11 protein-coding genes are annotated in these 12,835 nt (G+C 74.8%); 7 read left to right on the forward strand and 4 right to left on the reverse strand.

Annotation, left to right across the window (positions count from 1 at the left end; all coding sequences use genetic code 11):
- Positions 1-22 precede the first annotated feature (22 nt).
- Both ACFPL3_RS24375 and ACFPL3_RS24380 read left to right on the forward strand, forming a co-directional pair.
- Entirely contained in the window at positions 23-637 is a 615-nt protein-coding gene (locus ACFPL3_RS24375) for an RNA polymerase sigma factor (RefSeq protein WP_343945191.1), read from the forward strand.
- Positions 637-1,410, forward strand: coding sequence for an anti-sigma factor domain-containing protein (locus tag ACFPL3_RS24380; RefSeq protein ID WP_343945192.1), 774 nt, complete (start codon positions 637-639; stop codon positions 1,408-1,410). The genes ACFPL3_RS24375 and ACFPL3_RS24380 overlap by 1 nt, the downstream gene beginning before the upstream one ends.
- 22 nt (positions 1,411-1,432) lie before the next feature.
- Here the strand turns inward: ACFPL3_RS24380 and ACFPL3_RS24385 are convergent, their stop codons facing one another.
- A complete protein-coding gene (locus tag ACFPL3_RS24385; RefSeq protein WP_343945193.1) occupies positions 1,433-1,816 on the reverse strand; it encodes a MerR family transcriptional regulator in 384 nt (127 codons plus the stop codon).
- A 59-nt stretch (positions 1,817-1,875) separates the two neighbouring features.
- Here ACFPL3_RS24385 and ACFPL3_RS24390 point away from each other — a divergent pair, with 59 nt between their 5' ends.
- Both ACFPL3_RS24390 and ACFPL3_RS24395 read left to right on the forward strand, forming a co-directional pair.
- Entirely contained in the window at positions 1,876-2,649 is a 774-nt protein-coding gene (locus ACFPL3_RS24390) for an alpha/beta fold hydrolase (RefSeq protein ID WP_343945194.1), read from the forward strand.
- A 3-nt stretch (positions 2,650-2,652) separates the two neighbouring features.
- Entirely contained in the window at positions 2,653-3,456 is an 804-nt protein-coding gene (locus tag ACFPL3_RS24395) for a TIGR03619 family F420-dependent LLM class oxidoreductase (RefSeq protein WP_343945195.1), read from the forward strand.
- Positions 3,457-4,074: 618 nt separating this feature from the next.
- Here the strand turns inward: ACFPL3_RS24395 and ACFPL3_RS24400 are convergent.
- Positions 4,075-5,943 (reverse strand): serine/threonine-protein kinase, encoded by a 1,869-nt coding sequence (locus ACFPL3_RS24400; RefSeq protein WP_379589662.1) that lies wholly within the window; start codon positions 5,941-5,943, stop codon positions 4,075-4,077.
- A gap of 98 nt (positions 5,944-6,041) precedes the next feature.
- On the opposite strand from ACFPL3_RS24400, the gene ACFPL3_RS24405 reads away from it, so the two are divergent.
- Both ACFPL3_RS24405 and ehuB read left to right on the forward strand, forming a co-directional pair.
- Positions 6,042-7,238, forward strand: coding sequence for a hypothetical protein (locus tag ACFPL3_RS24405; RefSeq protein ID WP_379589663.1), 1,197 nt, complete (start codon positions 6,042-6,044; stop codon positions 7,236-7,238).
- Positions 7,235-8,107, forward strand: coding sequence for an ectoine/hydroxyectoine ABC transporter substrate-binding protein EhuB (gene ehuB / locus ACFPL3_RS24410; protein WP_343943501.1), 873 nt, complete (start codon positions 7,235-7,237; stop codon positions 8,105-8,107). The genes ACFPL3_RS24405 and ehuB overlap by 4 nt, the downstream gene beginning before the upstream one ends.
- Positions 8,108-8,115: 8 nt before the next feature.
- On the opposite strand, the gene ACFPL3_RS24415 is transcribed toward ehuB, so the two are convergent.
- Both ACFPL3_RS24415 and ACFPL3_RS24420 read right to left on the reverse strand, forming a co-directional pair.
- Positions 8,116-9,933 (reverse strand): AAA family ATPase, encoded by a 1,818-nt coding sequence (locus ACFPL3_RS24415; RefSeq protein ID WP_379589664.1) that lies wholly within the window; start codon positions 9,931-9,933, stop codon positions 8,116-8,118.
- Positions 9,914-11,035: an NDMA-dependent alcohol dehydrogenase gene (locus tag ACFPL3_RS24420; protein ID WP_343946394.1), complete on the reverse strand. Its 1,122-nt coding sequence runs from the start codon at positions 11,033-11,035 to the stop codon at positions 9,914-9,916. Before ACFPL3_RS24420 ends, ACFPL3_RS24415 begins: the two co-directional genes overlap by 20 nt.
- Positions 11,036-11,193: 158 nt before the next feature.
- Between ACFPL3_RS24420 and ACFPL3_RS24425 the strand changes: the two genes are divergently transcribed.
- A complete protein-coding gene (locus ACFPL3_RS24425) occupies positions 11,194-12,786 on the forward strand; it encodes a benzoate-CoA ligase family protein (RefSeq protein WP_343946395.1) in 1,593 nt (530 codons plus the stop codon).
- Positions 12,787-12,835: the final 49 nt, after the last annotated feature.

Here is a 12,835-nt window from a genome sequence, read left to right on the forward strand (position 1 = left end):
ACTCCGGTGCGAACGACGTCACGTGAGGACCGCGCCGGTGGCCGAGGCCGATGCGCCCGACGAGGAGCTCGTCCGCGCCGTCGCGGCGGGGGCGCATCCGGCGCTCGCCGCGCTCTACGACCGGTACGGCCGGCGGGCCTACTCCCTCGCACGCCGGGTGTGCCGCGACGACAACCTCGCCGAGGACGTCGTACAGGAGGTCTTCCTCGCCTTCTGGCGCGATCCCGAGCGCTTCGACCCCGGCCGTGGCGGTTTCGCGACGTGGATCCTCACGCTCGTGCACCACAAGTCGGTCGACGCCGTACGGCGCGAGAGCGCGGTGCGCCGCCGCACGGTGGCCGTCATCGACGAGGGACAGGAGTGGTCGATCCCGCCGGCACCGGGCGCGGATCTGGGAGCGTTGCAGTCGATGGAAGCGGGACAGGTGCGCGATGCGCTCGGCCGGCTGCCCCCCGAGCAACGGGAGGCGCTGACACTCGCCTACTTCGGCGGGTACTCGCAACGCGAGGTCGCCGCGCTCACCGGGGTGCCGTTGGGAACGGTGAAGTCGCGGATGTTCACCGGCATGCGACGGTTGCGCGGGGCCCTCGGCCCGGTGCTCGGCGAGATCGCCACCGAGATGGGAGGGGGTGCGTGATGGACCACCGGTCCGGCACCGACGGCGCGCAGCCCTGCCCGTGGGACGAGGAGGCGGTGGCGCTCGCCCTGCACGCCCTCGCCCCCGACGAGGAGGCGGCGGTGCGCGATCACGTCCTGGGCTGCCGCGCCTGCTCCGAGGCGGTGCGCGAGACCGAGGTCGTCGCCGCCGCGGTGGGCGGTGCCGTGGAGCAGGTCGACCCGCCGGTGCGGCTGCGCACGAGCCTCATGGCCGCGGCGGCCGAGACGCCGCAGGTCGGCGCCGTGCAGCCGCATCCCCGGTTCGCCCGGCCACGACCGGCCAGGACGCGGTCCCTGGTCGCGGCCGCCGCAGCGGCCGCGCTGATCGCGATCGGCGGCCTCGGCGGCTACGCCGCCCAGGTGCACCGCGAACGCGACGCGCTGGCCGCGCAGGCACAGGCGCTCGCCGTGATCGTCACCCAGCTCGACACCCCCGGCAGCGCGCACGCCGTCCTCAGCACCGGGTCCGGGCAGCCCGTGGCCGCCGTGCTCGTCACCGCCGACGCCGGCACGGTCGTCACCACCGGGCTCGGCGCGAACGACACCAGCGCCACCACCTACGTGCTGTGGGGGCTCGGCACGGGCGATCCGCGCCCGCTCACCGCGTTCGACGTCGCAGGCACCGGTCCGGGGATCCACGAGATCGGCGCCACCGGTGCGCCGTACACGTCCTACGCCGTGTCCCTCGAGCCCGGACGCGAGATGCCCGCCGTGCCCACCGAGGTGGTGGCGAGCGGCCCGGTGCAGACCTGAGCGGAGTGCCAGCATGGTGGCTTTACTGGCGCAATGTGCCAGTAAAGCCACTTTGCCGGCATTCGGGGAGGAAGCCGGCCAGGGTGCTGCGGCTGCTCTGCAGCTCGTCGATCCTGGCGTCCATCTCGGCGAGCTCGCGCCGGATCGTGCGCACGAGGTCCGGGCACAGCTCCAGCTCGATCGGGTCGCCGCCCTCGGCGACGCACGGCAGCACGTCGCGGATCACGTCGGTCGACAGCCCCGCGCCGAGCAGTGCGCGGATCCGGGCCACCGTGCGGACGGACCCGGGGCCGTAGCGCCGGTAGCCGTGCACGTCACGCTCCGCGCGCAGCAGGCCCTGCTGCTCGTAGTAGCGCAGCGACCGCCGGCTCACCCCCGTGCGCCGCGCCAGCTCCCCGATCAGCACGTGATCTCCCCCACGACTCGTTGGCCCTGACACCGGTGTCAAACGCCAACGTCGGCCGCATGGCAGAACATTTCGCGCACGTCATGCGGGGCTCCGGCCCGGGAATCCTGCTCGCCCACGGCGGGGGCGGCAGCGTGGCGGGCAACTACGGCCCGATCCTCGACGACCTCGCCACCACCCACACCGTCGTCGGCCCCGACTACCCGGGCTCCGGGGACACGCCGCGCAGCGCCACGCCCCTCGTCCTCGACGACGTGGCCGACGCGCTCGTCGCCACAGCGGTAGACGCCGGCGTCGAGCGGTTCACGGTGCTCGGCTACTCGCTCGGCACCGCGGTGGCCGTGCGGATCGCGGTCCGGCACCCGGAGCGGGTGAACGGGCTCGTGCTCACGGCGGGGTTCGCGTACCCCGACAACCGGATCCGGCTCGCGGTGCGCGTGTGGCGGGACCTGCTCGCCACCGGCGACCGGACGCTGCTCGCGCGTTACCTCACCCTGCTCGGCACGGGCGCCTCCCACCTCGACGCGCTGAGCGGCGACCAGGTCGAGGCCGGCGTCGCCGCGCTCGCCGACTACATCCCGGCGGGCAGCCCGGAGCACGTCGACCTCGTGGCCGCGGTCGACACCCGGCCCGACCTGCCGCGGATCCACGTGCCGACGCTCGTGGTCGCCACCGCGGAGGACGACCTCGCCACCCCGGACCACTCCCGCCGGCTCGCCGCCGGCATCCCCGGCGCCGAACTCGTCGAGATCGCGGCGGGGCACGGCATCGGGGCGGAGGCCCGCGACGAGTGGCTCGCCGCGATCCGCTCGCTGCTCGCCCGGGTACGGTGAGCCGTGGATCTCGAGGTGGTGCTGCCCGACGAGTCGCCCGACATGCCGCCCGGCACGCTCGCGGAACTCGCGGGCACCGCCGAGCAGCTCGGCTACCGCACCCTCTACCTGCCCGACCACCTCCTCCCACCCGCGCCGTACGGCACCACGTACGGCGGCGTGTACGAGCCGCTGATGACCCTCGCCCACCTCGCGGCCGTCACGTCGACGATCCGGCTCGGCACGTCCGTGCTGGTGCTGCCGATGCGCAGCCCGTTCGTCGTGGCGAAGCAGGTGGCCACCCTGGACCGGCTGTCCGGCGGGCGGGCCGTGCTCGGCGTGGGCGTGGGCTGGGACCGTGCGGAGTTCGCCGCCGTGGACGCCGACTTCGCGACCCGCGGCGCCCGCACCGACGAGGACATCGCCCTGCTGCGCCACCTCTTCCGTGACGGCGGCGCGTTCCACGGCCGCTTCCACCACGTGGAGCAGGGCGTGTTCGCGCCGGTGCCCACCGGTCCCCTGCCGATCATGGTCGGCGGGTCGAGCCCCGCGGCCCTGCGCCGCGCGGCGACGCTGGCCGACGAGTGGCAGGGGGTCGGGCTCGACGCCGCCGGGTTCGCGCGGTGCGCCGCGCGGCTGCACGAGCTGTCCGATCACCCGCCGCGGCTCGGCACCCGGCTGGCCTGGACCGGCGGCGCGGACGAGCTGACGCGCACCGTGGACGAGGCGCACGCCCTCGCCGAGGCGGGCGCCGACGCCGTGGCCGTCTGGTTCGGCGAGGCGGACGGCACCGCGGACCGGATGGCGGAGTTCGCCGCCCGGATGTAGTCGCCCAGCAGGCGGGCGGGGCCCGGGCCTCACGGCCCATGATCGGGGAGTTGGCGCGTTCCCGGGTCGATTTCGCCCGACAATGCGCCAACTCGATGATCATGCCCTCATTGCACGACCTCCTGGTGGCGCCGCGCATTCTCCGGGGCGCTTCGCGGGCCGGCCAGCGGCCTGCCTGACCTGGCGCGGCGCCACCAGGAGGCAGCTTTCCTTGGAGGGGCGGAGCCGGAGGTTTCACCGCGATCAAGGGCAAATGGTCGCTCCCAGAGATCATCTAACGACCATCTCCCCTTGATCGACCACCCCGGGCCGCAAATTCGGCCCATGATCAGAGAGTTGGCGCATTCCCGTGTCGAAAACGCCCGGGAACGCGCCAAAGCCCTGATCATGGCCGCGGGACCGGCCGGAGGTGGCGCCGCGCGCCCACCGGGCAGGCCCTGCCTGCCCACGTGTACGCCCGGGAGGGGCCGCAGAGGCTCACGGGTCACGGGGCGCGAAGCGCTCGCGCAGCGACGCCGAAGGCGCCCTTGACGCGTGAGGAGCGGCCCCGCACGATGCGCGGCGCCACCGGAGGACCAGGCCGTCTCCCCACGAGCGGCAGCCGGCGCGGGGCAATCCCTAGCTTGGCGGGGGAAGCCGGCCGGCCGCCGCCGAGGCGAGGGTGGTGGCGGTGCTGCAGAGGTCGGCTCCGGTGCCGGAGCCCCAGTACGTCACCCAGACCGACTCGATGCGGTCGGTGCCGCCTGCGACGTAGGAGCGCTGCACGAACTGCACCCAGCAGTTCCCCTCCCGCGCGAGCACGGCGCCGGGGTGCCCGGCGAACACGGCGGGTGCGCCGTCGGCCTCGCTGAGTGCGTAGCCGCGGTAGTACGTCACCACCACGCTCTCGCCGGTGGCGGAGTTCCAGTTGCAGCCCCAGTCGCCGAACCGCGACCGGGCGGGTGGGGCGTCGCCGACGGCGGCGCTGATCTCCTCCCGCGCGAGCAGGCTGCAGGCGGGGACGCGGGCGAGCGGGCTCGTGGCGCTGAGCGGCGGGCGGGTGCCGATGCCGCGCTCCACGAGCCGGGCGACGGTGGCCGCGCGTCCGGCGTCGGCGATCGCGCAGAGGTCGGTGGTGCCCGTCGGGTCGCCGTAGTTCACGGCGGACACGAGCACGGCGTTGCTGTCGGCGAGCCGGATGCGGTGCTCGCAGACCCCGTCCCTCGGCGGGTAGCGCACGACCGGGTAGCCCGACTCCTGCGACTCGGTCCCGCCGGCGACCTGGGCGGTCTCGGCCGCATTCTCGAACGCGATGGTGAACCCGACGGAGCCGCCGTCGGGGCGCTCGATGTCGGCGCGGCAGCCGACGAAGGAGACGTTGTCGGCGTCGAGGGTGGCGGTTCCGAACGGCTGCACCGACGCCACGTCGAGGAGCGAGCACGGGTCGGCCGTGTCCGGGTCGGCGATGGTCGCGGTCTGCGGGGCGGCCGAGATCGCGGTGGGCGGTGGGGGCACGTCGTCGCCGGGCCCCGTGCCGGCGCGGGCCACGAGGGCGCCCGCCACCACGGAGAGGGTGATGGCGACGGCCACGGCCGCGCTCCGCCTCCCGCGCCGCGGCCCCGGGTCGGCGGGCGCGCCGTCGAGCGGTGGAGCGGCGGGCGGGCGGCCCTCGGCGATCGCCCGGAGCGCGGTGTGCGCCTGCGCGGCGGTGGGGCGGTCTGCGGGGTCGTCGGCCGTGAGCAGGCTCAGGAGCTCGGTGAGCGGCCCGGCCCGCTGCGGGACGGGCGCCCCGCCCCGTCCGATGCGTGCGAGCAGGGCGAGGACGTTGCCCGGCTCCGTGCCGAACGGCGGCTGCCCCTCCACCGCCGCGTACAGCGTGGCGCCGAGCGAGTACACGTCGGTGCGCGGATCCGTGCCCTCCCCCCGCGCCGTCTCCGGCGCGAAATACGCCGGCGTGCCCGTCACCACGTGCGTGGCCGTGAGCGCAGGCGCCGCGGCCGTGTGCGCGATCCCGAAATCGGTCAGCTTGACCACCGGCCCCGCGGCCGAGGGCCGCGACAGCAGCACGTTGTCCGGCTTCACGTCCCGGTGCACGATCCCCGCCGCGTGCGCCGCGGCCAGCGCACCCGCCACGTCCGCCCCGATCGCCGCCACCTCCAGCGGCGGCAGGGTGCCACGCTCCGCCAGCACCCCACCCAGGCTGCGCGACGGCAGGAACTCCAGCACCAGCCACGGCACCCCCTGCTCCACCACCACGTCGAAGATCGACACGATGTTCGGGTGGTGCAGCGCGGCCACGATCCGCGCCTCGCGCATCGTCCGCTCCCGCGCGAGCTCCGGATCGACGTCCGCGGGGTCCAGCCGCACCTGCTTCAGCGCCACGTCGCGGCCGAGCAGCTCGTCACGGGCCCGCCACACCGCACCCATGCCCCCGGTACCGACGAGCTCACTCAAGCGGTACCGGCTCGCGACGACGGCAGCCGGGGGACCGTCGGAGCTCCCGGTCATCTTCTCCCCCCACGTGAGATCGAACGGAGGATAGAGCAGCCGTTCGGGACGCCTCCCGGATCGATCTTCGCTACGCTCCGTGGCCGGGGGGGTGAGACGTGGGGGTCACGTTCGGGCGACGGGTCGTGTTCGGCACCGCCACCCCGCACCGCCTCGCCCGGCTCCGCGCGCTGCTCGTCGTCGCCTGCCTCGTCACCGCCGTGGTCAGCGCCGTGGCGGGCTGGTCGAGGGCCGACGCCGTGGGCACCGGTGGCACGCGGGTGGCCGCCGCGGCCACCGACGGGGGCCAGCTCTACCGGTCGCTGCACGAGGCCGAGACGATGGCGATCAGCGGCTTCACGAGCGACGGGCCGCCACCACCGGGCGTCGTCGCCCGCTACGACGACCACGTCGCGCGCGCCACCCAGCGGCTGGCCCACGCGGCGAGCCTGCTCCCGCCGGGCGGCCGGGAGGCCGCGTTGATCGAGCGGATGGCCGACCTGCTCCCCCGGTACACAGCGCAGGTTCGGGAGGCGCAGACGCTGCGCGCGCAGGGGGCGCCGGGCGCCCGCGACACCCTCACCCGCGCGTCCGACCTCATGCGCACGACCGTCCTGCCCGCGGCCGACGCCCTGCGGCGCGCCCAGGACGCCGCGCTCGCGGAGAACTACCGGCGGGCGGGCGAGTCACCCGCGTTCGTGCTGCTCGTCGGCCTCGTCGCGCTCCTCGGCACCGGTTACGCCGGGTTCCGGGAGCTGCGGCGCACCAACCGCATCCTCAACCCCGGCCTCGTCGTCGCCTTCGGTCTGCTCGCGGCCGCGCTGGCGTGGTGGGCGGTGGCCACGGTGGCCGCGAGCGACCGGCTCGACGCGTCGCGCGGGCACAACGCGGTGGCCGCGGCCCTGGACGAGGCCCGCATCACCGCCCTGCAGGCCCGAGCCGCGGAGAGCAGCGGGAACTCCCGGGAGTTCACCTACCGGATGGAGGCGATCACCGGTTCCGGCGGGCTGCTCGACGTGGCGGCCGGGCAGGCCGCGGGCGACACCGCCACGGCGGGTATCGACGGGGTGCGCGACGCGGCCACCGGGTGGTGGCAGGCGGCCCCGACCGGCCCGGACGCCTCCCGCAGCGCCTTCGACAGGCTCGGGGCGGCGCTGGCGGACGTGATCGGCGCCGAGCGCACGGCGCTGGCCGCCGACGTCCGCGGCGCGGACGACGTGCTCGCCGGCACGGCGGCCGGCCCGTCGGTGCTGGCGGTGCTCGCGGCGGCGGCCGCCGCGTTCGGGATCGGCAGGCGGATCGAGGAGTACCGATGACCGAGCACTGGTCCCGCCGCAGGCTCCTGCTGGGCGCCGCGGCGCTGGGTGGCGGCGCCCTGCTCGCGGGCTGCGCGTCGGACGGCTCCACCCTCGGCCGCGCTCGCGACGCCGGCGTCGTCACCATCGGCATCGCCAACGAGGCGCCCTACGGCTACACCGGTGCGGACGGCGCCGTCACGGGCGAGGCGGTGGAAGTGGCCCGCGCCGTGTTCGGCGCGCTCGGCGTGCCCGAGATCCGGCCGGTCACGGTCGACTTCGGCGAGCTGATCCCGGGTCTCCTCCTCGCCCGTCAGTTCGACCTGATCGCGGCGGGCATGTTCGTCACGCCGGCCCGCTGCGGCGACGTCGCGTTCTCGGTGCCGGACTACACCGCCCCCACCGCGTTCCTCGTGCCTGCGGGCAACCCGCAGGGCGTGCGCACCTTCGCCGACGTCCGCGACCGCAGGCTGCGCCTGGCCGTGCTCGGCGGCGCCGTGGAGTACCGCTACTCGCTCGACAGCGGGGTGCCGGACGACCAGGTCCAGCAGCTCGCCGACCAGCAGGCGCTGCTCATCGCGGTGGCGGAGGGGCGGGCCGACTGCGCCGCGCTCACCGGCATCTCGCTCAGGAACGCCCTCGCCGGCGCCCAAGACACCCCGGTCGAGGTCACGCCCGGGTTCTTCCCGGTGATCGGCGGGCGGACGATCGTCCCGGCCGGCGCGTTCGCGGTCCGGCCCGGCGACGACGACCTGCTCGACGGCGTGAACGCCCAGCTGCGGGCCCTGCACGAGTCCGGGGAGTGGCTGCGCATCGCCCAGCCGTTCGGGTTCGGCCCGGGCAACGTGCCGGGACCCGACCTCACCACGGAGCGCCTCTGCTCGGCCTGACCCGACGGTCAGGCCAGCACGCGTGTCAGCGCGGGCCCCACCTCGGCGAGCCTGCGCACGGTCTGCGCCCGGCCGCCGCGGCGACCGGCCAGCGCCGCCGCGGCCGCCTCGGCGTCGGCGCCGCCGAGGGGCACGAGCACCTGCAGCCGGTCGATGCCCTCCAGCGCGGTGGCGGGGTCGTCGCCTGCGGTGTGCAGGCAGTCCGAGAGCAGCACGACGAGCCGCTGGTCGACCGCCGCGCCCGCGAGCTGCCCCGCGGCCTCGCGCAGCCCGGCGGCGAGGTCGGTGGTGCCGTGGCCCCGCAGGGCGACGAGGTCGGACAGCAGCTCCTCGGGTGGGCGTCGCACGCCGTGGGCCTGCAGCACGCGCACGCCCGTGCCGAACGCGACCACGGCCGGCACGAGCCCGTCGCCCGCAGCCAGCACCACCCCGGCCGCCGCGACGGCCGCCAGCGCCACGGCCTGCCCCTGCATCGACCCCGACACGTCGACTGCGAGCGCGACCGCCCGCCGCGACGCGGTCCACCCGCGGGTGACGATGTCCTCCGCGCGCGGTCGGCGGCCGGCGCCGGGCTCCCACGCGTCGAGGGTGCGGTCCAGGTCGAGGTCGCCGTCGCCGCGGGGCACCGGTGCTAGCCGCCGCGTGCCGCGGGCGCGGGCGGGGCCGACCCGGCCCAGCCGCAGGAACACCCGGCCCGCGAGCTGCCGAGCCGCCGCGCGCAGGCCTTCGTCGGTGGCCACGGCGAGGTCGGCGAGCAGCGCGGCCGCGCCCTCGGGGTCGCGGGCGAGCAGGGCGTCGAACGCGGCGTCGTCGAGCGCGCCGACCTCCGGCGAGACGTCGGCGAACGCCGCGTGCTGCGCCGCTAGCTGGGCCCGCCCCTGGGTGCGGCCCGCGCGGTCGCGACCGGGCCGCGACCGCGGCCGGAAGCCCGCCGGTGGGGCCGGCGGGCCCTCAGCTTTTCCCGAGCCGTCCGGCGGCGGGTCGTCGGTGGGCCAGAGCGCGTCGAGAAGCTCGTCGATCACGGACTCCGGGGTGCGGTCCACGCCGTCGGCGATCCGGATCCGCCCCGACAGCGCGGCGTACGCGGCGTCGCGGCCGGTCTCGCGCGCGGGCACCGCCTCCTCGCGCAGCTCGGCGAGGCCCGTGAGCACGAGCGCCATGTCGATCGCGCCGCGCACCGAGGAACCCATCCGGACGTCGCGGTGCGTGCGGGTGGCCCGCGCCATGGCGACCGCCAGATCGACGACCTGGCCGTTCAGGCCCGTCACGGCGCGGGTGATGTCCTGCTCCGCCGGTTCGTCCTGGTAGCCGAGGACGACCCGGCACATCCGGTCGGCGATCGCCTGGCTCACCCGCGCGGTGCCGATCGCGTCGAACGGGTTCATCGCCGCGATCAGCCGGAACTCCGGGCCGGCCCGCACCGGCCCCAGCCTGGGCACCGCGATCTCGCCCTCGGCGAGCACGGTGATCAGGACGTTCAGCGTCTCCTCCGGGACGCGGTTGAGCTCCTCCAGGTAGAGCAGCCCGCCCTCGCGCATCGCCGTGAGGAGCGGGCCGTCCACGAAGCTCGCGGGGTGGTAGCCCTCGGCGAGGACCTGCGCCGGGTCGAACTGCCCGACGAGCCGCGCAGGCGTCAGCTCCGCGTTGCCCTCGACGAACACGACCGCCCGCCCGTTCTCGCGGGCGATCGAGCGCAGCAGCGTGGACTTGCCGGTGCCCGGCGGTCCCTCGATGACCACGTGCCGGCCGGTCGCGAGCGCGACGGTGAGGACCTCGCGCTCGCGACGCAGGCCGACCGGTGCGACCTCAGTAGACGATGACGCCACGGATGTTCTTGCCGTCGTGCATGTCCTGGTAGCCCTGCGCGATCTCGTCGAGCGAGTAGGTCTTGGTGATCAGCTCGTCGAGCTTGAGCACTCCGTCGCGGTAGAGCTGCAGCTGCCGAAGGATGTCCCAGTTGGGGTTGGACATGCCGAACATCGCGCCCTGCAGCCGCTTCTGGAACAGCGTGAGCTCGGAGATCGCGATCGGCAGGTTGGCCTCGGTCATGTCGCCGAGCCCCGTCACCACGGCGGTGCCCGCCTTCCGGATGGCCGAGAACGCCTGCGCGACGTGCTCACCGGTGGTGACGCCCACCGTGACGATCGCCGAGTCGGCGCCCTGGCCGTTGGTGAACTGCCGGGCGAGCTCGGTGGCCTCCTCCATGGACTCCACCGCGTGCGTGGCGCCCAGCTCCTGCGCCTTCTCCCGTTTGAACGCCACCGGGTCGACGGCGATGATGTTGGACGCTCCGGCGTGGGCGGCGCCCTGCACGGCGTTGATGCCGATCCCGCCGATGCCCATGACGATCACGGTGTGGCCGGGCTGCACCTGCGCGGCGTTCACCGCGGAGCCCCACCCGGTGCCCACGCCGCACCCCACCAGGCAGGCCTTGTCCAGCGGGATGTCGTCAGGCACCTTCACCGCGGAGTCCGCCGACACCGTGGTGGTCTGCAGGAACGTCGAGATGCCGCACATCTGGCCCACCGGCTGGCCGCTGTCGGCGAGCTTGACCCGGAAGTCGGTGGGGTCGCCCCACCGCGCCCCGGACAGCAGGGTGGCGCCGAGGTCGCAGAGGTTCTGCATGCCCGACGCGCACCAGCGGCAGTGCCCGCAGGCCGGCAGGAACGAGAAGACGACGTGATCGCCCTCCTTGAGCCCCTTGCCGTTGCGCCCCGCCTTGGTGACGATGCCTGCGCCCTCGTGACCGCCCGCGAACGGGTAGATGCCCGGCGTCATGTCACCGGTGGCCATGTGGTCGTCCGAGTGGCACATGCCCGACGCCACCATCTGGACCTGCACCTCGTTGTCGCGGGGGTCGTCGATCTCGAGATCCACGACCTCGTACTGCCCAGGTGCTTGCCGGATGATGGCTCCACGGGTCTGCAATGTCTTCTCCCTTGAAGAGCGGTCGGATCCCCGTCGTTCATAGCAGCGCGCGCATGGATCGGAAAGCGGAGCCACCGGTGAATCTTCTACGGATCGTTGACGGAGCGTGAGCAAGCAGTAGAGTTCGGACCCACCCGTGATCGGACCGGAGCCGCTCCATGACGGAACTGTTCAACGCCGCCGCCTACCTCACCGAGCGCCGCGTCCAGGCCGGCGACGGCGAGCGGGTCGCCATCCGCCACCCGGGCGGCACGCACACGTACGCCGAGCTCACCGAGGAGGTCCGCCGGGTCGCCGCGGGCCTTGCGGCCATCGGCGTGCGCCCCGAGGAACGGGTGCTCCTGTGCATGGCCGACGACATCGAACTGGCCACGGGCATCCTCGCCGCGATGTACGTGGGCGCCGTGGCCGTCCCGGCGTCCACGATGCTCACGGCGGGCGAGCTGGCCACGCTCGTCGTCGACTCGCGGGCCCGGGTGCTCGTGGGCAGCCCGCAGTTCGCGGAGGCCGTCACGGCAGCCGCCGCCGACGCCCCGGACCTGCGGCACGTCGTGCTCACCGGCGACACCGCACCCGACGTTCCCGGCCGCACGGGCCTCACCTGGCAGGACCTGCGCACCGCCGAACCACTCGCCGCGCCCTACGCCACCTGGGACGAGTCCCCGGCACTGTGGCTGTACACGTCCGGCACCACGGGCAAGCCCAAGGGCGCGATGCACCGCCACGTCGACATCCGCTACGTCTGCGAGACCTACGCGGCTCAGGTGCTCGGCATCGGCCCGGACGACGTCTGCCTGTCGGTGGCGAAGCTGTTCTTCGCCTACGGCATCGGCAACTCGCTGTTCTTCCCCCTGTCGGTGGGGGCGAGCAGCGTGCTCGAACCGTCCCGGCCCAACCCGGCGCTGTACGCCGACCGCGTGGCCGAGCACGGCGTCACGCTGTTCTTCGGCGGGCCCAGCTTCTGGGGCCCGCTGATGGCCGCCGACCTGCCGCGGGAGGCGTTCGCCACCGTGCGCAGCGGGGTGTCGGCGGGCGAGGCGCTGCCGCCGCGGATGTTCCACGGCGTCCGCGACCTGTACGGCTTCGAGATCCTCGACGGCATCGGCTCCACCGAGGCCCTGCACATCTTCATCTCCAACTACCCCGGCAAGGTCGTGCCGGGCAGCTCCGGGTACCCGGTGCCCGGCTACGAGGTGGAGCTGCGCCGCCCGGACGGCAGCGTGATCGAGGGCGCGGGCGAACCCGGGATGCTGTACGTGACAGGCGAGTCGCTGTGCACCGGCTACTGGTGCCGCACCAGCGTCAACCGGGCCGTGTTCCACGGGGAGTGGATGCGCACCGGCGACCAGTACGTCCGGGGCGACGACGGCAGCTGGACCTGCCTGGGCCGGGCCGACGACGTGCTCAAGGTCGGCGGGATCTGGGTGAGCCCCGCCGAGGTCGAGACCCGGCTGCTCGAGCACCCCGCGCTCGCCGAGGCCGTCGTCATCGGCGTGCCCGACGAGGACGGGCTGGACAAGCCGGTCGCCTACGTCGTCCCCCGGCCGGGAGCCACCGTCGACCCGGACGAGGTGATCGCGTTCTGCCGCGCCGGGCTGGCGGCGTTCAAGCGGCCCCGCCTGGTGGTGCAGGTCGACGAGCTGCCCCGCACGGCCACCGGCAAGATCCAGCGCTACCGCCTGCGGGAGCGGGCGGCGGCCACCCTCACGCCGCCGAGAGCCGCCGACGAGGTGGCGGAGGTGAAGGCCTGAAGTTCTACAACACCTTGCCGTTGAGGCAGGAGTCTGTAGAGTGACAGGG

This window comes from Pseudonocardia zijingensis (assembly GCF_042657305.1).
Taxonomy (GTDB): domain Bacteria; phylum Actinomycetota; class Actinomycetes; order Mycobacteriales; family Pseudonocardiaceae; genus Pseudonocardia; species Pseudonocardia zijingensis.

What these genes read in the sequence shown, in the direction of transcription:
- ACFPL3_RS24400 (WP_379589662.1), bottom strand. Translation starts at nt 5,943, where the DNA reads ATGACCGGGAGCTCCGACGGTCCCCCGGCTGCCGTCGTCGCGAGCCGG.
- ACFPL3_RS24390 (WP_343945194.1), top strand. Translation starts at nt 1,876, where the DNA reads ATGGCAGAACATTTCGCGCACGTCATGCGGGGCTCCGGCCCGGGAATC.
- ACFPL3_RS24425 (WP_343946395.1), top strand. Translation starts at nt 11,194, where the DNA reads ATGACGGAACTGTTCAACGCCGCCGCCTACCTCACCGAGCGCCGCGTC.
- ACFPL3_RS24380 (WP_343945192.1), top strand. Translation starts at nt 637, where the DNA reads ATGGACCACCGGTCCGGCACCGACGGCGCGCAGCCCTGCCCGTGGGAC.
- ehuB (WP_343943501.1), top strand. Translation starts at nt 7,235, where the DNA reads ATGACCGAGCACTGGTCCCGCCGCAGGCTCCTGCTGGGCGCCGCGGCG.